This window comes from Vibrio pomeroyi (assembly GCF_024347595.1).
GTDB lineage: Bacteria > Pseudomonadota > Gammaproteobacteria > Enterobacterales > Vibrionaceae > Vibrio > Vibrio pomeroyi.
This window is the reverse complement of the sequence record NZ_AP025506.1, coordinates 1152566-1172145: the sequence shown is the minus strand read 5'-3', so window position 1 is coordinate 1172145 and position 19580 is coordinate 1152566. Positions and strand designations below refer to the sequence as shown.

The window sequence follows — 19580 nt, the reverse complement described above, 5'->3', positions numbered from 1 at the left end:
TCAAGGAACTAACGCATGACAGAACAAGAGTTTTTCACCGTTCACCACAGCCTTACCGCTAATATAGAACCAATGGAAAGTAACTTCACTTTACCTTCTCAAATTCAGTTCGAATCCGAGATCCCTGCCCCTTTCGTTGTGGCGAGTGAATTTAGCCAATTGGACCTGTTAGCCGACAGTGCTCGCGCTGAACTGAAAAACAGCGACTTGAAGAATGTCACCAGTTTATTGGATGCACAGAACTCTAAATTAAACCTGTTGTTGAGCTTTATGTTATCACAGCAAGATGAAGAGAAGTTTCGTACTCACACCTACTCTTTCGGTGCGAGTCAATTTTCCTGTTTTTCAAAAACAGATATCGAAGCGGGACGTTTGGTAAAAGCTAAACTGTTCCTAGAACACCCAGCCGCAGCCATTTATTGCTATGCGGAAGTGTTTGCGAGCCAACCTAAAGATTCAGGTTTCGAAATCAACTTCAAATACGCTCATCTTCGCGATACTGACCAAGACCTGCTAATTAAAGCGGCACTTCATCAACAACAGAAACTTTTGCGTCAACGCTCTCTAGAACGAGATAACAAGTAAATTAACATGACCAAACAATCTATTTTTACACTACCTACACTCAAAGGAGCCGGTGACAAAAAGCACATCGGTAACCTAGTCGGTTCGTCTCTCGCTCTGGCCATCGCTAAACTCGCAGAGCAGCACAACAGCCATACCGTACTTGCAGTACCAGACCCACAAGTCGCTCTGAAGCTGCAATCTGAAATTGAACAGTTTACGGCACATGAAGTCGCACTATTCCCAGACTGGGAAACACTGCCTTACGACAGCTTTTCTCCACACCAAGAGATCATTTCAGATCGTATTGCACGCCTTTATGCCTTACCGACATTAAAAGACGGCATCACGATCGTACCGATTAGCACGCTACTTCAGCGCCAATCACCGCGTGACTTTTTGCTGCAACACACCCTAATGGTGAAAACAGGCGATCTTTACTCTTTAGAGAAACTGCGCCTGCAGCTTGAAAAATCAGGCTATCGTTACGTAGATCAAGTGTTTGGTCCGGGTGAATACGCAAGTCGTGGTTCGATTCTTGACCTGTTCCCAATGGGCAGTAAAGACCCGTATCGCATCGACTTCTTCGATGATGAGATCGATACCATTCGTACCTTCGATCCTGAAAACCAACGTTCTATCGAAGACATCTCTGAGATCCGCCTGTTACCTGCTCACGAATTCCCAACCTCGGAAACAGCAATTGAAGATTTCCGTATTCGTTGGCGCCAACAGTTTGATGCACGCCGTGAACCAGAATCGGTTTATATGCAGGTATCTAAAGGCACATGGCCAGCTGGTATTGAGTATTGGCAACCGCTGTTCTTCGATCACACAGAAACGCTTTTTGACTATGTTGCCGACGAAGCGCAACTCTTGGTTCTGGGTGATGTAGAAACCGCTGTTGATTCTTTCCTTGCTGATGTCGCTCATAGATACGAGCAACGTGGTGTTGATCCACTACGACCACTGCTGACACCTGAGCAACTTTGGTTGAAGAAAGACGAGCTGTTCGCTCACTTCAAACAGAAGCCACAGGTCAACCTAAGCCTAGAGTCGATTGAAGAAAAAGCAGGCCGCACCAACTTGCCTGTCGTGTCATTGCCTGACCTTAGCGTTCAACATCAAAATAAAGAGCCTTTAGCTAACCTAAGAAAGTTCACAGAGGCCTTCGATGGCAAAGTGGTATTTTCGGTTGAATCAGAAGGTCGTCGTGAAGCACTGAGTGAACTACTTCGTGGTATTAAAGTACGACCAAGTGAAGTTGAAAACCTCGATGCTGCCATTAAAGCGAAAGACAAGTTCAGCCTCATTCTTGGTTCAGCTGAACACGGCTTTATCCATGAAGAACAAAACATTGCACTTATCTGTGAAAGCGACTTACTTGGCGATCGTGTTGTTCAGCGTCGTAAGAAAGATAAGAAAAGCGTCAACAGCGACACGGTAATTCGTCACCTTGCGGAATTGAAACCGGGTCAGCCTGTTGTTCACATTGACCACGGTATTGGTCGCTACATCGGCCTGCAGACTCTCGAAGCCGGTGGCATGAAAACCGAATACGTAACCCTTGAGTATCAAAATGATGCCAAGTTGTACGTGCCTGTTGCTTCTTTGAACCTCATTGGACGCTACTCTGGCGGAGCTGAAGACTCTGCACCACTGCATAAACTCGGTGGCGAAGCCTGGCAAAAAGCGCGTAAACGTGCCGCTGAAAAAGTGCGTGACGTTGCCGCAGAGCTACTTGATGTTTACGCCAAGCGTGAACTCAAACCGGGTTACAAATTTGTATTGGATCGCGGTCAATACGCAACCTTCAAATCTGACTTCCCGTTTGAAGAAACCGATGACCAAGCAATGGCAATTAATGCGGTTATGTCTGACATGTGCCAAGCAAAAGCCATGGACCGCCTAGTGTGTGGTGATGTTGGTTTTGGTAAGACAGAAGTGGCGATGCGCGCAGCGTTTGTATGCACTGATAACAGCAAACAAGTGGCAGTGTTAGTTCCTACCACCCTACTTGCTCAACAACACTTCGAAAACTTCCGCGACCGTTTTGCCAACTTGCCGATTCGTGTCGAAGTTCTGTCTCGATTCAAATCAGCTAAAGAGCAGAAATTAATCATGCAAGATGTCGCCGACGGTAAGGTCGATATCTTGGTCGGTACTCACAAGCTACTTTCTAGCGATATTAAGTTCAAAGATCTTGGCTTGTTGGTTGTCGATGAAGAACACCGCTTTGGTGTACGTCAGAAAGAGAAAGTGAAAGCGATGCGTGCAGATGTCGACATCTTAACGTTAACTGCAACGCCTATTCCACGAACGCTAAATATGGCGATGAGTGGCATGCGTGACTTGTCTATCATCGCAACGCCTCCTGCACGACGCTTAGCAATCAAAACCTTTGTTCGTCAAAGTGATGATGCAGTGGTGAGAGAAGCGGTACTGCGTGAAATCATGCGTGGTGGGCAGGTGTACTTCCTACACAACCAAGTTGATACGATAGAGAAAACGGCTGAGTCACTACAGAAACTGATTCCAGAAGCGCGCGTAACTGTGGCTCATGGTCAAATGCGAGAGCGCGAACTAGAACGTATAATGAATGACTTCTACCACCAGCGTTTTAACCTTCTGGTGTGTACAACCATCATTGAGACCGGTATCGATGTTCCAACGGCGAATACCATCTTAATGGACAGAGCCGATAACCTTGGTTTGGCACAACTGCACCAATTGCGCGGCCGTGTAGGTCGTTCTCACCACCAAGCTTATGCTTACTTGTTAACGCCACATCCAAAGGCGATGACCAAAGATGCAATCAAGCGACTAGACGCGATTGCCTCTCTGGAAGACTTGGGCGCGGGTTTCACCCTCGCAACTCACGACTTAGAGATTCGTGGTGCTGGTGAACTATTGGGTGATGAGCAGAGTGGTCAGATCCAGTCGGTTGGTTTCACCTTGTACATGGAGATGCTTGAGCAAGCAGTAGAGGCATTGAAAGAAGGTCGCGAGCCTTCACTTGATGACCTATTGCGTGAGCAAACTGAGATTGAAATGCGCTTGCCGGCTCTATTGCCAGATGACTATATCCCAGACATCAACACACGTTTATCAACCTACAAACGTATTGCGAGCGTGAGTGATACCGATGAATTGGCTGAGCTTAAAGTTGAGTTGATCGATCGCTTCGGTATCCTTCCAGATGCCACCAAGAACTTGTTGTCAGTTTCTGAGCTTAAATTAGCGGCTGCGTCTATCAAAGCTAAGAAAATTGAAGCTCACGATAAGGGCGGATTCTTAGAATTCTACCCGGATGCTGACATAAACCCGGCCTACCTTGTTAAACTGTTGCAATCTCAACCGCAAAAGTTTTCAATGGAAGGACCAACTAAGTTCAAGTTTACGATACCATTGGTCGACAGACGGAAACGAATTCAATTTGTTAGTGATTTATTGGGCGAATTCAGACAGAACTTGCTGCCTTCAGCATAAGTCCCAATCCACTTGCACATATAAATTATCCAGCCGGTAGTTCGGCTGGAAGACGGAGTAAAAATGAAAAGACTGATCCCACTGCTACTATTGTTCGTCTCACTGCCAAGTTTGGCGCAGAGACAATTTGATATAGAAGTGATCATTTTTAAGCGCGCTGTTGATGCAGAAAAAGTAAATGAATCTTGGCCAAACACACAGCCTAAGATTTCACTTGAGCGCGTTGGTTCATTTCAAGATACCCAATACCGAGCGAAGAAAGGCGTGCAGATGCTTCCTTACTCGGAATACAAGTTAACACCTCAGAAAGACAAGCTACGTAAACACGCAGGCTTTGAAGTTCTGATGCACACTGCTTGGCGTCAAGGTGACCAAGGTAAGAGCTCAGCACCTGTTTTCCATATTCAAGCAGGTAAAGACTTCTCTAAACAGTTCAATGCCGACGGCTCTGAGAAAGGTGCTGTGACTGCATCAAATCCGGATGGTTTCCAAGAAGAGACCATTGATAAGCCGCTTTACGAATTAGATGGCAAGCTACAAATCTACGTACAGCACTACCTATATGCTGAAACGACGCTTGATTTAAAAGCGCCAAGCGTTCGTGAAGTGACGCTGCAAGAACAGCAAATCGAACTAGATTCGCCAGTAAGTGGTGCAGAGAGCAATGTTCAGGTGGGTAACCTTACCGAGATCTCTCCGACCGTTGAAGTGCAAGAGTTCCTTAAGAGCTACCGCATGGAACAAAAACGTCGCATGCGCAGTACAGAGACTCACTACCTAGACCACCCGCTTCTTGGCATGGTGATTCAAGTACGTCGCGTCGCTCAATAAGCCACGTAATCAGTCTTCAGCTAGCAGCTCAACTATTCTTATAGAGAGTGGAACTTGATATAAAGAATTGAAGTTGTATTAAGCATTGAATACGCCCTCCGTTGTGAGGGCGTTTTATTAGCCGTTACATGTTATTTGGTGCGTCCTATGAGCCCAGACTTTCAGATCAATACACAGAATCTAAGCCTCAAAATCATTGAAGCCTCAGATGCTCAAGAGTTTGCTCAGCTGATAAAATCTTCACCGAGCTTATTACCTTGGGTAGACTGGTGTCATGATGAGTTTTCTATTGTCGAAGCCGAAAAATTCATTCTGGCAACTCGTCTGAACTGGGTCAAAGCCGATGCGTTTGGTTTTGGTATTTTTGAGCGAAAAACCGATAAGCTGGTCGGAATGGTTGCGATCAATGAGCTTTACCACACCTTCAATATGGCAAGTTTAGGTTATTGGGTCGGTGACGAGTTTCAAAGGAGAGGCATTGCCAAAGAAGCGATGCTGGCCTTGTTTGAGTTCTGCTTTGCTCAGCTTAAGCTAACGCGACTAGAGATCGTTTGTGATACCGAAAATCTACCAAGCCAAAAGCTGATAGCAAAGTGTGGTGCAGAGCGAGAAACCATTGCCAAGAATCGATTTCTGTTTGACGGAAAACCGAAAGATGGCGTCGTTTACTCTGTATTGCCGCCAACGGCTTAACCGCTACAACTCAGTGATAAGCGTAAATCACTAAACTGGGTAAATGTCACTAAACTGGCACGATCAAAAAAGAGCTCCGAAGAGCTCTTTTTTATTATCAGCGTGAAGCCATTTATCAGGCTTACCTGATTAGTGAAGCTTTAGGTTTGGACGAAGTACACGGTTAATACGACCAACCAACATCATCAGTGATGTTTTGATCAAACCGTGAAGTGCCATCTGGTGCATGCGGTACAAAGAGATGTAAACCACACGCGCAATACGACCTTCAACCATCATCGAACCTTTAGTCAGGTTACCCATCAAGCTACCTACAGTAGAGAAACGGCTTAGTGAAACCAGTGAGCCTTTATCTTTGTAGATGTAGTCTTTCAGGTCACGACCATTCAGCTTAGCAATGATGTTGCTAAACGCGCAGCTTGCCATTTGGTGAGCCGCTTGTGCACGTGGTGGAACGAATGAACCATCCGCTTGCGTACATTGCGCCAAGTCACCAATAGCAAAGATGTTGTCATCAAGCGTCGTTTGCAGCGTGTTTTTCACAACCAGTTGATTGATACGGTTAGTCTCAAGACCACCAATATCTTTCATGAAATCTGGCGCTTTAATACCAGCCGCCCATACCATGATTTGTGCAGGGATCTTGTCGCCGTCTTTGGTTGTTAGGCCATCAGCATCAGCTTGCGTCACCATAGTATTCGTACGAACGTTTACACCAAGCTTCGTTAGCTCAGAGTGCGCTGCGCTTGAAATACGAGGAGGAAGAGCAGGAAGAATACGCTCACCCGCTTCCACTAGGTTTACGTTCAGCTTGCTTGAATCTAGATCACCGAAACCGTAAGTACGAAGCTCTTTAACCGCGTTATGTAGCTCTGCAGAAAGCTCAACACCTGTCGCACCAGCACCAACAATCGCGATGTCTACCGTGCCTTGACCATTTTTAGCGTGCAGCTTTAAGAACTGGTTGTTCATTTCAGTACGGAAACGGTGCGCTTGTTCTGGGCTATCAAGGAAAATACAGTTGTCACGAACACCTGGAGTGTTGAAGTCGTTCGACGTTGAACCTAGTGCCATAACAAGAATGTCGTATTCAAGTTCACGGCTTGGCATCAGCAGTTCACCGTGCTCATCTTTCAGTTCGCTCAGTGCAATCACTTTGCGCTCACGATCGATGTCGTTCAGGCTGCCCATTTGGAAGTCGAAGTAATGGTTTTTTGCATGTGCGCGGTAGCTTAATGCATCAACACCTTCATCCAGTGAGCCAGTTGCTACTTCATGAAGTAATGGTTTCCATAGGTGGCTTGCTTTACGGTCTACCAGAGTGATCTGGGCACGTTTCTTACGACCTAAAGTTCGGCCTAGCTTAGTTGCTAGTTCTAAACCACCAGCACCGCCGCCTACTACGATAATTTTTGTCACAATGACAATCCTCTACAAAATGAATAAATGGGGTTCGGTCCGATTGCTCCAACCGATAAATTCTATGTATCTACTCGGCCTTGTTGATAAGGCTGTGACATATTGGATAACCGCGAAAAAGAATAACGACAGCTCACCGAGTAGTTAGAGGGATTACAAACAACAAACATTCGTTTGTCGCTCTGCTCACATGGATAAAAAAGGCGTCTAGCTGAGAGATAGAACGCAAATTATGGGCAAGTTCTTCACTCGCTCTCAATTTTTTTTGATATTTGTCAAAATATTTTGCTTGGGAACATTATATATAGCAAAAAGATGACCGCAACAAAAATCCTTACCCGCAATGAGGATTCGCGGCTAATTAGTTAACGTTTGCGCAAACTTATCTATAAATGCACAAACTGAGCAATAAAACATATACAACTGCTTTATCAATACCAATCTCCAAGATTCAGATGTGAAAAAGCAGCACCCAAATGAGTGCTGCTTTTATAAAATAACCGGAGTGATTAGGCGTTCTTAAACGCTTTCATTGCCTGAAGGTGCTGAGAGATCTTTTTGAATTTATGACTCTCTTTCTCGTCCCAGATTACGTCGTAGTAATCTTCGAGCGCAGCGGCTGTTTTGCTATTGTCGTGAATTTCATCTTCACGAGAAAGCACCACCAAACAGCGACCTTTGTTCTTCATACGATATTGAGCAACACACTTAGTGGCGATATCTTCGTACTCTTCTGGACGGTCAATGCGACCCACCATGTTGTTCTCAGGGTGTAGATTCGGGTTGAAGACCACCTGCTTAATACCACATAAGAAACCAATACGCTCAGACCAAAAACCACCTAAACCAACACCACAAATGATTGGATGCGGATCATCGGATTGCTCTATCACTTTATGCACTTCTTTTAGCAAATGCTGCATATCGTGTTTTGGATGCAAAGTACTGTAGTTAATGAAACGAACATCATCATCAATGAATTGCAACTGCAGTATTTTTTCGTGATTGCCCGGGCTTGTTGAGTCGAAGCCATGTAGATAGATAATCATTGTACCTCCCCCGTTGAATATTGGTACGTTTTGATCAATCTAACACGAAAAACAAGGTTTTAAAGGGAAGACCACCGAAATTATATTTTTCACTTCCTAAACGTGATCCTAGCTACATAAAGTGTGACTTAGAGCCTCTGCTTCGCGCAGGTAACTTTCATCACCCCATAACTGGTGAGCAAGCAAATACCATAACATCGCCATCATTTGGCTTCTTGGTAACCATGCTTCTACACCATCAAGCCAAGGCTGAACATCATGAATACCTCGCAGCTGACAATACTTGTTAACCGCTTCCGAAACTGGTACACCTGCAACCGCAATGGTTAAGGTTAGATCAAGCCTAGGGTCAGCTAGCGCGGCGTATTCCCAATCAATAATCTTAATCTCGTCGCTGCTTCTCACTAGGTTGTAACCACCTAAATCAAAATGGCACAAAGACAGATCAACGCTTGGAATACTTGGAGCGGTTCGCCACTCTTGGTAAATTTTGGTGCAGGTTTCCGTCTTATGAATCGCATCAAGCTGCAGCCAGTAATGGTCAACTCTCGCTGTAAAACTGAAAGGTTGGAGCGGCAATCGCGCAGTGTTAACCAGATGCACTGAGATCAACGTTTTCAACAGGTCTTCAATGTCTAACCCTTCATAAAGAGTCTCACCATCAATCCATTCAACCAGTAGCCCTTGCTCATTCACTACCACCGGGCTTGGGCCAATACCAAGACGCTCAATCGCAGAGAGCACTTGATACTCCTCATGGCGAGAGATAAAGAAGGCTTTGGTAATCGGTGTGATTGGGCGCCACACATACGCTGTGCCATCGGCTGAAACCAACTTCCAACATCGATTAGTCAAACCGCCTGTCAGAGTCTGCGCCCTAACTGGGGGCTCAGAAAAGTAACCATCAAGCGAACTCAAACTGGTATCAAGAAGCTTAGCCTCAGACCAAGAAAAAATTGCCATTGCTTATTCCCTATAAACGTCTTTGTTTCCCTACAAAAAAGACACTGACAAAAAGCCAGTGTCTCTTCATTAACAGCACATCATGTACTGCATTGGCGTGTGACCAAGCTATGCACTCTCAAGATTAAGCACCGTCAAGATCAAGCTCTTTCAAGAGTAAGCGCTGTCAAAACTGGCGGCGCATAGTTGGCAAGTAAGCGAAATTAAAGACCCAGTAGGCTCTTAGATTGTTGCTTACGGATTTCAGTCTCGTCAGCCCATTCAATCAAGCCAGACTCAAGATCCATCAGACGCATCGTCATTTTGTAGTATACGTCTTCATCGCTACCGTCTTTCTTAACGATGCTTGATAGGTTGCCGTACAACATGTACTGAGCACCAACCATTTTACCGAACTGGATTGCTGAGCTTTGGTTAACTAGCTCATCATTGTTTTGGAAGTTCAGTTGGTCACGAACAGACTCTACACGGTCCATATCAACGAAACGGAACTTACCAGAGTTCAACATCTTAGTACTGATTGTGTCAGTGATTGACTCAGTATCGATGTGCTCGCTTGTTTTGTTCTTGATTCGCTCAACGAACACGATTGGACGCTGTTCACGAGTAATGTAAGACACTGAACCAGAAGCCATCATGCTATCGACCATTTCACCCGCAATCGTTTGAAGGTCAGTTGAACCGAAATCGATTGTCGTGGTTTCTACTGCTTGTGCATCACCGTAGCTTACCTTGTTCGAACAACCGCCTAAAATAACCGCTAAACCTAGTAGCGCAATGACACTCTTTTTCATTTTGTTTCCTCAACTTATCACTGAGTGGGGTTACCCACACTCTTAAATTCTTGTCTGTGCGAATCAATGAATTCGCTTTCTGAAACTCTAGTTGATGTTAACTAAAGCCAGTTGTCACTAAATCTATTCTAATCGAGCTTACTGCTCTCGGAACTGAACTCGGAACTGAGTTGCCTTCGGGTTTACCGACACTTCCGACAACGAAAGACTTTCAAAGCCACGAACAATCGCTTGTTTCCAAGGGCCTTGTTTTAGGTTGACCTCAAGCCCAGCATCGTCGTACCAGTAAAAACGATAAAGGATATGTTGATCGCCTTTATAGTTACTGTTTAAACGAACGATTCCTCGCGTATGACCGTCGACTAGATCGGTGCGGATATCTTCAACCTGTAAACGGCTACCCAATACCTTGTCACCAAAGAAAACGTTCTGAGTCAGACTATCAACCCTTACGCCAGCTGTATTATCAGCACAACCAGCCAGAGCCATAACCGCTGCTAAGCTCACTAACCACTTTTTCATTACAGCCTCCCTAGCTGTTTATGCCACATTGTTGCGTTATTCCCTTGTCGAGAAATCCAAACCAAGGTGGTTTGCCCTTCTCGAATATCAAAGTCATACGTTTTAGCGCCCGCTTCTAACGTATATTGACCGCTATTTGCTACAAACGTGCTGCTCTTAATCTCTGCAGGCAAAGATTGCCAACTGCGCGTATCTGGTTGCTCTGTCAGTGTGTTCCACACATTGAACAAGATATTACCGACATCATCGCCCTTGGTTGCTTCTTTACGAATGCGATCTTTCGCGACCACACGCAGCGCTTGGCGAATAACAATTGTCGTCATACGCTCAGATAAATCGTTCTGAGCCATCGCGTTTACATCCGTAATCAAGTGTTCTTGTAACGGTTGTCCGCTGATTCGTAACGCAGAAAAACGCTCTACGTTTTGGCTCGGGTAATATGGCAGCGCAAGAGAATATATTGCCCCTTGATCGCGACTGTCATAAACAGGTAAATCCAATCGCCAACTGTCCATTGCTTGAACAGCGCTTTGCTCTTGAAGAACAATCACACGGCCTTGACCGCCAGCAAGCTTAGACGATTGCTTGTAACGCTTTTCAAGTGTCTCTAAATCTTGTCGCATGCCTAAACGAGCGGCTGTCGCCATCGTTCTATCGATGATCTCTTGGTTCTCCGGCATAACCGCCAAAGCGCGTCGATAGTCGACATAAGCACTGTTTAAATCGTTTGAAGCTTCATAAAACAGCCCCGACAAAAACATCAAATACGCATTCTGGACTGACTGTAACTTCTTACCCGCATCCGGATAATTTGCAAGGATACTACCGACATTGGCAGACAAGCCTTGCTTCTTCGCATCGTTAGCGGCTCTTTCTAGCTCGGCTTCACGTTGTTTCTTTGCTTGTTCTTGAACTTGGTTGGCGCGACGCATTTCAATCACCGCACCTTCTAAATCGTTTTTCTTGAGGTAGTTCAAACCGAGGTAGAGATGAAGAAAGCCTAACTCGTAATCAGGCGGCACATACTCGGTAATGTTGTCGTTAACAGCCAACGCACCTACGCTGGTCGCACTGTCTGAAATAGAGATCACAGCTTTGTTTTGTTGATCTTTTACGGCCTGATCAGCCAGTTCAAACGAAGACTTACTCTCAGGGTATTTTTGATCCAGCAGGTTAATTCTGCCTCTTTCAAAGTTATCAAGGATGTCGCCTGCTGCGTAATCTGGTAACTCTTGTTGAGCCTCTGAATAATCTCCAGATTTCACTGCTTGATAGATAGCTTTGTTTTGCGCGCTGTAATGACTGAACAGGCTGCCTGCAGACATACTCGCACAACCCGCGGTCAACGCCGATAACAGGGCAATGGAAGCGAATCTAAACTGTTGCTTCACTTATCGTCTCCGTGCATGTTTAAAATGCCAACTTTATGTGTCTCATTATCAAAACGAAACGTGTTGTTAAAAGGATCTTAAGCAAGTGGATACCTTGCTTTTTAGGCTCTACCTAATCGATGCCGATATTCAGACAACAGATAAAACTTAAAGTTGGCATACAAACTACAAATTTTCCAACTAGCTACTTATGTTACTTAACTCGTTAGCTTTTTTGGCTAGCTCATTAACTAACGCACTAGCTCATTAGCAGAGGGCCAAGTGGACGGCCACCCACTAAGTGCATGTGAATGTGGTAAACCTCTTGGCCACCGTGAGAATTACAGTTCACGATAAGACGGTAACCATCTTCTGCGATGCCTTCTTCTTTTGCTAACTTACGAGCAACAGTAAACATACGTCCCATCATCGCTTCATCTTCCACTTCAACATCGTTGGTCGTTGGAATCAGCTTGTTCGGGATAATTAGGATATGACTAGGAGCGCGAGGGTTAATATCGCGAAACGCCGTTACTAAGTCGTCTTGGTATAGCAGATCTGCAGGAATTTCTTTATTGATGATCTTACTAAAGATGGTTTCTTCAGCCATGTTTTTCTCCGATAAAACATTTACTTTTTAATGTTTTGAGTATGCGCTATGCCGCACCAAACCACAATAAATCCGCTTTAAAGCATAATAAAAAACACCGTTCAAATCAAAGAAAACCAGTGTTAGCTCTCAAGAATGGCATGTTGATTATAACTGAGGGTTATTTTTGCCGTATGCGTCATAAAATGCGTAAGCGGAGCTCAATAGAATGCTGACAATTTTGTTAGTTTTACTTTGACCTGACATTAGGTCTGCATTTTTATTAGGGAGAAAGCCATGAAGGGATCTGTGATCAAGCGTATGTACGCTGGTTTCGCACTGATCATCATCATGTTCGCAGTCACGATAACCATCATGATGAACAGCATGAATCAGATACACAGCAATTTTGAGAGTGTCTCAGAAACCTCATTACCGCTTGTTGCGCTTTCAAATCAAACAAGTGTTCAATTGCTCTCTGCTGACAAGTCATTCAAAGACTTCTTAACCACACAAAACGCTGAACGCATGTCTGCAATGCGCACAGAGTTTGCTGCATCTCAAAACTCTTTTTCTGAAGTTCTAAGCAATCTAGAAGCGGCAAGCCAGAACGACTCAACACTCATCGAACGCATCGCACAATTACGAGCGATGGAAGAACGCTACTTTACAGAAGCAGACGAAGCAATGAACAACTACGTCGCGATGTTTGAAGCACAAGAACAAGTACAAAAAGCATCACGTGACTTCCAACGCCTGCATTCAGAATTAACGGTTGGCATGAAAGAGTACGTTGCTGACCAAAAAAGTATCTCTGTAAAAGTGATGGCGAAGAGCTACTTCATCAAACTGCAAGACGCTGAAGTAATCACTTCAGATGCACTAGCAAGCTCTGATGTTGCCTTCGTACAGAAAGCCGTAAACCAAAACAAGAAAGCAGTGACACACCTAAACTACGCATACCGTGGTTTAGCGACACAGCTGCCTGCTCTTAAAAATGTCTTCGATGAATCGGTTCAGAAATTCACTAAAGACGTTGGTCAAAAAGGCGGCGTTTTAGACAAACACAACAACTACCTGCAAGCGAAACAAGCACTGTACGTCAACATTGCAAACCTAGCAGTCGAAGTAGACCAAGCGATGGCAGTATTGGATTCATTCAACGTAACTGCAGAAGAGCAACTTAACGCTTCACTGGCAGACGCGAGCAGCATTTACGATAAAGGCCTATTCAACGCAATTGCGATTGGTATTGTTGTAACGGTATTCGCTGCTGCAATCGGCTACCACATTGCACACAGTGTAAGAGAGCCACTAACTCGCATTTTAGGGACATTAGAAGGCCTAACTGAAGGTGACATGACTCAGCGTATCGACATTCGTTACGACAACGAATTCAGCCGCGTGAGCCGCCATATCAATACCTTGGCCGATAACCTACACAATATCCTTGTGAAGTTGAATGACGCTTCAGATGACTTAACTAAAACGGCAAGCGTAAACCAGAAAACATCTTCTGAAACGCAGGCTCAACTGAACAGCCAACGTGAACAAACCGCGACCGTTGCGACAGCAATGACAGAGATGTCTCATTCTGTACAAGAAGTGGCGAACAGCGCGCAAAGCTCATTAACCATGGTTCAGCAGGTAGAGTCGGCTTCTGAATCTGGTCGTCAAATCATGAACACCAACATCAGCACCATCAACCAACTAGAGGTTCGCTTGAACGAATCTGTAGGTGCTGTGGGTGAGCTGCAACAGATGAGTAGCCAGATTGGTTCAATCCTAGATGTGATTCGTGGCATCGCAGAGCAAACCAACCTACTCGCACTAAACGCAGCCATCGAGGCAGCGCGTGCGGGTGAGCAAGGTCGTGGCTTTGCGGTCGTTGCCGATGAAGTTCGAGTACTAGCACAGAAGACGACGCAATCGACGTCTGAAATCGAAACAATGATCAGCAACCTGCAATCAAGCTCGAAAACGGCAAGTAACGTGATTGAAAGCTGTATGAGCGATATGGACATGTCGGTTCAACAAGCGTCGAGTGCGAACAGTGCGATGGAAGAAATCCAAGCATTGATTCTAGAGATCAGCCACATGAGTACACATATTTCTCAAGCTGCCGCGGAGCAGAGTGAAACGTCTGGCGATATTGCACGTAACATCGAAGACATCAACCACATCGCAGACAAGAGTTACCAAGCGATGTCATCGATTGCAGAAGCGAGCCAAAACCTAACAATTCTGGCAAATCAGCAGGGTGATTTAGTACATCAATTCAAACTATAGATAAATGAAGAATCGATAGATATTTAGTGAGATTCTTGAGACTTCTTACCCAATAGTGGTAACTAATTGAGCTAGGGCAACTTTTATCAAGGGTTGCCCTTGTTTTTTATGAGCTTTGTCATTATATGATTATTAAGGCTTGCTGCTTCCCGTTTTTTCTTTCACCTTTATGAGCGAGCCGCTATTAAGGAATTTATATGGCTGTTCATGTTGGCATTATCGATCAAGACCCCATTCGCTTGCTCACCCCTTTACTTGATAACCGAACGGTCAGCACTCACATCGTGTTTATCGGCGACAAAAATCAAGTCAGTATGTACAAACGTTTAGACAGCGTTTTGCAGAAGCGCGACATTACCAGTGAGTTTTTCGAGATTCCGACCATCGTAAACACATCCGTTATTAAAGAATCTATCCAAACTCTTGCCGAAGACCTCAAAGCTCGCGGTCAAGAAGTGAAGCTCAACGCAAGTTGTGGCCTACGTCACCGCCTACTTTCCGTTTACGAAGTATTCCGCACTTACCACTGGCCAATCTTCGTGGTTGAACCAAACAGTGACAAGCTTTGCTGGTTGTACCCAAATGGCAAAGAAGACGCACAAGTTCAAGACCGCATTACTATCGACGACTACCTAACGGTATTTGGTGCTCGTGGTGAATTCAGCGATGTACAACTGTCTCCGCAACTTGATCAGAAACTGTATGAACTTGGTGAACGTTGGGCAAGTAACGCACTCGAATTAGGTCCTGGCCTTGCGACATTAAACTACCTAGCAACGACCTGCCGTAAAGAACAGAAACTTGATGTTGGACTATCTGAGAAGCAACAAGGTTACCGTGAACTGAACATGCTATTGAGTGATTTGGTTGAAGCGAAGATTGCGACTTACGACAACGGTATTTTAACCTTTGCCAACGAAGACGCGCGCCGCTTCTCAAACGGTGAATGGTTAGAAACTCTGGTTCACAGCACAGTGAAACAAATCCAAGATGACATGCCGACTATCCAAGACCGTTCGTTGAATGTTCAGGTATACCGTCAACTTGGTGAGCGTGAGGTTCGAAACGAGCTTGACGTAGCATCAGTAGTGAACAATAAGCTGCACATCATCGAATGTAAGACCAAGGGCATGCGTGACGATGGTGATGACACCTTGTACAAACTGGAATCGCTGAGAGACCTACTAGGTGGCCTACAAGCGCGTGCAATGTTGGTCAGCTTCCGCCCGCTTCGCCATAACGACATCACACGAGCAGAAGATCTTGGCCTTGCACTGATTGGCCCTGACGAACTGAAAGATCTTAAGACACACCTAACAGCATGGTTTACAGCTGCTGGCGGTAATGAAGATTTAGAGTACTAAAAACAAATTGACTCTTGGAGCTCAACGCTCTTAAGCAAATCTAAAAAAGGCGAATGACCATTAAGTCACTCGCCTTTTTTGTTGTCTGTTTTCTCTATTGATTACTTTCAGACGGCACAAAAAATGGCCGCATTATTCAATGCGGCCATTTTCAAAATTTAATGTCACTTGAAGACTTAATGCTCTCTAAAACTTAGAGCACTTTAAGACTTAAAGCATTTTTCGAGCAGCTTCTACAACCACTTTGATTGAACGTGCTTCAGTTACTTTTAGCGTATCGTGGTCAGGCGTCTCTTTTTGAGTACGGTTGATGATTACACCCGCAACACAACCCGCTTTCAGACCAGAACTTGCACACATAGTTAGCAGCGTTGCAGATTCCATCTCGAAGTTTAGAACGCCCATGTCTTGCCATTCTTGCATAGAACCTTGGAAACGCTTAACAACGCGACCAGAGAAGGTGTCGTAACGCTCTTGACCTGGGTAGAAAGTATCACTTGAAGCCGTTACGCCCATGTGAACTGCAGCGCCAGACTCTTCAACGGCTGCTTTCATTGCTGTTGCCACTTCGAAGTCAGCTACTGCAGGGAACTCCATTGGAGCAAAGTGCAGGCTAGCGCCGTCTAGACGAACAGAACCAGTAGAAACAATCATGTCACCCACGTTTACGTGAGGTTGGATAGCACCAGTAGTACCAACACGAAGGAAAGTGCGAACACCCAGTTGAGCTAGCTCTTCTACAGCGATAGAAGTAGATGGACCACCGATACCTGTTGAACATACAACAACTGGCTTGCCGTCTAGTTCTGCGCGGTAAAGTGTGTATTCACGATGGCTAGCAAGAAATACTGGATTCTCCATCTCTTCTGCAATTTTTTGTACACGAGCAGGATCACCAGGGATGATCGCAAGAGTAGCACCGTTAAGATCTGCTTCAGTAACACCTAAATGGAAAACAGCTTGAGACATAGTTCGCTCCTTTTGGCTTATTGGGATTTTTACCCTTATTTAAGCTCATAGTAAATTCGTGGGGTACGAACACACTCTAACCAAGCTCACCACAAAATGAAGTGATACCCGTCACATGAATGATCGCAACAAGATTTCAAGTTTCACGAAAAACCGATTGGCATCACAAAAATAAGCAATCCATACGCCTGTGTTGCATACTAATGAGACAAAAAGCGCCTTTAGCGTATTACCGCTAAAGGCGCTTTTTATATTAAGAATGCTCTATGTCGGTGAGCTCGATTTAATCCGCTTTAGATTTGAATCGAAGCAGACGCAATGCGTTCAATGTCACCAATGCAGTTGCGCCACTATCGGCTAACACTGCAACCCACAGACCGGTAATTCCGAACAAGCTCGTCACCAAGAACACACCTTTCAAACCGAGCGCGAGAGCCACGTTTTGACGAATATTGTTCATGGTTGCTTGCGATAGCTCAATCATCGCTGGCAGTTCTGTTAAGCGGTTATGAGTCAGTGCTGAATCCGCCGTTTCTAACGCAACATCAGTCCCTCCGCCCATCGCGATACCCACGTTGGCGGTTTTCATCGCTGGCGCATCATTGATGCCATCCCCGACCATCGCAACGTGCGATTGTTGAGAAAGCTCTTCAACATAAGATACTTTATCGCTTGGAAGTAGGCTCGCCTTGTACTGCATACCAATCTTGCTACTTATAGCCGCCGCACTGCGTGGGTTGTCACCCGTCAACATGATAGATTGAATACCCAAGTCGTTAAGTCGTTCAATCGCAACCTTAGCGTCACTGCGTAACGTATCTTGCCACGCAATCAAACCAATCGGTGTCGCTTGCTCTGCTGATTCTTCTTGATGCTTAAGCTCTAAGGCAATAACAACCGTCTTACCCTCGCCTTCTAGAGCTTCTACCTGAGACACAACCTCAGTATCAAGATCGAAAGTCACTTTAGAAGGAGCTAGAACTTGGTATTTAACACCATCGACATCGCCTTCCACACCACTACCAATCAGCGCTTTCTTGTTGTGCGATTCTGGGATCTCAATATTCAGATCGTTTACTTTAGCCACCAGCGACTGCGCCAATGGATGAGTAGATCCCACTTCGATAGCACCAACCACACGAAGCATCGCGTTTTGTTGCCAATCTGATAATGCCTGAATATCGGTTACTTGAGGTTTACCCTCAGTCAATGTACCCGTCTTATCAAAAGCAATGGTTTGAATCTTGCCAAGCTGCTCTAGTGCTGCGCCGCCTTTAATTAGCGCGCCACGCTTCGCTGCTGCTGCTAAGCCTGAAGTAATCGCAGCTGGCGTCGAGATAACCAAGGCACACGGACAAGCAATCAACAATAACGCTAGACCACGGTAGACCCATGTTTCCCAAGGTTGAGCGAACAACAGTGGCGGCGTGATGATCACCAACAAAGCAACCAACATCATTAACGGCGTGTACCAACGGCTGAACTTATCAAGGAAACGTTCCAGTGGTGCTTTACGAGATTCCGCCTCTTCAATCAGGTGAAGAATACGGTCAATCGCATTTTCACCTTGCTTAGAGGTGATAGTAATACGCACGACTTTATCGACCACCACAGCGCCTGCCATGATGCTGTTACCTTCGATGTGTTCAACAGGAACAGATTCACCCGTTAACGCGCTTTCATCAAAGCTCGCGGCATCAGTCATCAGCTGACCGTCAGCAGGCAAACGAGAACCCGCCGCCACTTCAATGACATCACCAGGGACAAGTTCACTTACCGCCACTTCAACACGTTCACCGTTGATAATCTTGGTCGCGTTCTCTGGTACTAATGCCATTAAAGCTTGAACGCCACTTCTTGCTCTTGATGACGCAAACGCTTCTAGGCGCTCACCAATCAAGAACAACAGCAACACCATCGCCGCTTCCGCGGTTTCACCAAGATACAAAGCACCGAGCGCAGCGACACTCATTAAGGTTTCGATGGCAAAAGGCGTACCCGAGCGAGCCAATTGCACGGCTTTCTTCGCTACCGGGTATAAACCGAGTAAACAGGTGACAGTGAATAAGCCTTCACTTAATTGAGGAGAAGTACTTTTCAGAAGCGCAGCGAACAGCATTGCAGCTGCAATCGCTATGATCTGTAAATTGGGTTGAATATGAGCTTGCCAAAAGGTCTCTGGTTGTTGTTTTTCTTTCTTAGAACCCACTTCCGTTAATGGGAAGCCAGTTTTGATAGAGACTTGTTCAATGGTGTCAGCAAGACTTTCATTATCAAATTTCACAACCAGCTTTTCGGTAGCAAAGAGAACCTGCGCTTGAATCACACCGTCAATGTTACTGATCGCGTTTTCTATTTTTCTTGCACAAGCTGGGCAGTCCATTCCGGCAACCAACCAACTTTTGGAAAATTGGGCATCGAGAGATAAGGTTGAGGACTGACTGTCTTCTTCTCCACTATCCGATCCACAGCAATCATCTCCAGACGACGATGACGCCGCTGCAGAAGAGCTGCAACATCCTGACGAAACGCCAGCTGCAGTGATGCTTGAAATTTTAGGGCTAGAGCAACCGGCTCCCACCGCTTGAGGTTGAACGTCCACTTTTGCTGAGCGGCACGCTGCGTGTTTTGCGCACATAATGTATCTCCTTAATACTCAAAAGCCTTGAGGCCGT

The 19580-nt window shown here is 45.4% G+C and carries 15 protein-coding genes; 6 read left to right on the top strand and 9 right to left on the bottom strand.

Translation table 11 applies throughout. The features are described 5' to 3' along the window. Positions 1 to 15: 15 nt before the first annotated feature. From OCV12_RS05255 to OCV12_RS05240, 4 genes are all read left to right on the top strand, one after another. Positions 16 to 585 carry a hypothetical protein gene (locus OCV12_RS05255; protein ID WP_048669044.1) on the top strand — a complete coding sequence of 190 codons (570 nt, stop codon included), beginning with the start codon at positions 16 to 18 and terminating at the stop codon, positions 583 to 585. A 6-nt stretch (positions 586 to 591) separates the two neighbouring features. Then, positions 592 to 4053, top strand: coding sequence for a transcription-repair coupling factor (mfd, locus tag OCV12_RS05250; protein WP_261885531.1), 3462 nt, complete (start codon positions 592 to 594; stop codon positions 4051 to 4053). 63 nt (positions 4054 to 4116) lie between these two features. After that, complete coding sequence (locus tag OCV12_RS05245; protein ID WP_019822453.1) at positions 4117 to 4884, top strand: peptidoglycan binding protein CsiV; 768 nt, start codon at positions 4117 to 4119, stop codon at positions 4882 to 4884. 147 nt (positions 4885 to 5031) lie between these two features. After that, positions 5032 to 5577 (top strand): GNAT family N-acetyltransferase, encoded by a 546-nt coding sequence (locus OCV12_RS05240; protein WP_261885530.1) that lies wholly within the window; start codon positions 5032 to 5034, stop codon positions 5575 to 5577. A gap of 129 nt (positions 5578 to 5706) precedes the next feature. Here OCV12_RS05240 and OCV12_RS05235 read toward each other — a convergent pair whose 3' ends face one another. The 7 genes from OCV12_RS05235 to hinT form a co-directional block, all read right to left on the bottom strand. Then, positions 5707 to 6996 (bottom strand): NAD(P)/FAD-dependent oxidoreductase, encoded by a 1290-nt coding sequence (locus OCV12_RS05235; RefSeq protein WP_017632170.1) that lies wholly within the window; start codon positions 6994 to 6996, stop codon positions 5707 to 5709. Positions 6997 to 7505: 509 nt separating this feature from the next. Then, the gene (gene ycfP, locus OCV12_RS05230) at positions 7506 to 8045 is read right to left on the bottom strand and encodes an alpha/beta hydrolase YcfP (protein WP_017632171.1); all 540 of its coding nucleotides are present in this window, start codon (positions 8043 to 8045) and stop codon (positions 7506 to 7508) included. Between the two features lie 108 nt (positions 8046 to 8153). Then, positions 8154 to 9008 carry a phosphotransferase gene (locus tag OCV12_RS05225; protein ID WP_261885529.1) on the bottom strand — a complete coding sequence of 285 codons (855 nt, stop codon included), beginning with the start codon at positions 9006 to 9008 and terminating at the stop codon, positions 8154 to 8156. Positions 9009 to 9211: 203 nt separating this feature from the next. Then, entirely contained in the window at positions 9212 to 9802 is a 591-nt protein-coding gene (gene lpoB, locus OCV12_RS05220) for a penicillin-binding protein activator LpoB (protein ID WP_017107631.1), read from the bottom strand. A gap of 138 nt (positions 9803 to 9940) precedes the next feature. Continuing rightward, positions 9941 to 10324, bottom strand: coding sequence for a YcfL family protein (locus tag OCV12_RS05215; RefSeq protein ID WP_017632173.1), 384 nt, complete (start codon positions 10322 to 10324; stop codon positions 9941 to 9943). Beyond that, positions 10324 to 11715, bottom strand: coding sequence for a COG3014 family protein (locus OCV12_RS05210; protein WP_261885528.1), 1392 nt, complete (start codon positions 11713 to 11715; stop codon positions 10324 to 10326). Before OCV12_RS05210 ends, OCV12_RS05215 begins: the two co-directional genes overlap by 1 nt. A gap of 238 nt (positions 11716 to 11953) precedes the next feature. Then, entirely contained in the window at positions 11954 to 12304 is a 351-nt protein-coding gene (hinT, locus tag OCV12_RS05205) for a purine nucleoside phosphoramidase (protein ID WP_004736268.1), read from the bottom strand. A gap of 276 nt (positions 12305 to 12580) precedes the next feature. On the opposite strand from hinT, the gene OCV12_RS05200 reads away from it, so the two are divergent. Both OCV12_RS05200 and OCV12_RS05195 read left to right on the top strand, forming a co-directional pair. Further along, positions 12581 to 14572, top strand: coding sequence for a methyl-accepting chemotaxis protein (locus OCV12_RS05200; protein ID WP_123310059.1), 1992 nt, complete (start codon positions 12581 to 12583; stop codon positions 14570 to 14572). A gap of 197 nt (positions 14573 to 14769) precedes the next feature. Beyond that, positions 14770 to 15936 carry a DUF1887 family protein gene (locus OCV12_RS05195; protein WP_017632175.1) on the top strand — a complete coding sequence of 389 codons (1167 nt, stop codon included), beginning with the start codon at positions 14770 to 14772 and terminating at the stop codon, positions 15934 to 15936. Positions 15937 to 16146: 210 nt separating this feature from the next. Here OCV12_RS05195 and udp read toward each other — a convergent pair whose 3' ends face one another. Both udp and OCV12_RS05185 read right to left on the bottom strand, forming a co-directional pair. Next, a complete protein-coding gene (gene udp / locus OCV12_RS05190) occupies positions 16147 to 16905 on the bottom strand; it encodes a uridine phosphorylase (RefSeq protein ID WP_017632176.1) in 759 nt (252 codons plus the stop codon). Positions 16906 to 17188: 283 nt separating this feature from the next. After that, a complete protein-coding gene (locus OCV12_RS05185; protein WP_261885527.1) occupies positions 17189 to 19543 on the bottom strand; it encodes a zinc/cadmium/mercury/lead-transporting ATPase in 2355 nt (784 codons plus the stop codon). Between the last annotated feature and the right edge of the window lie 37 nt (positions 19544 to 19580).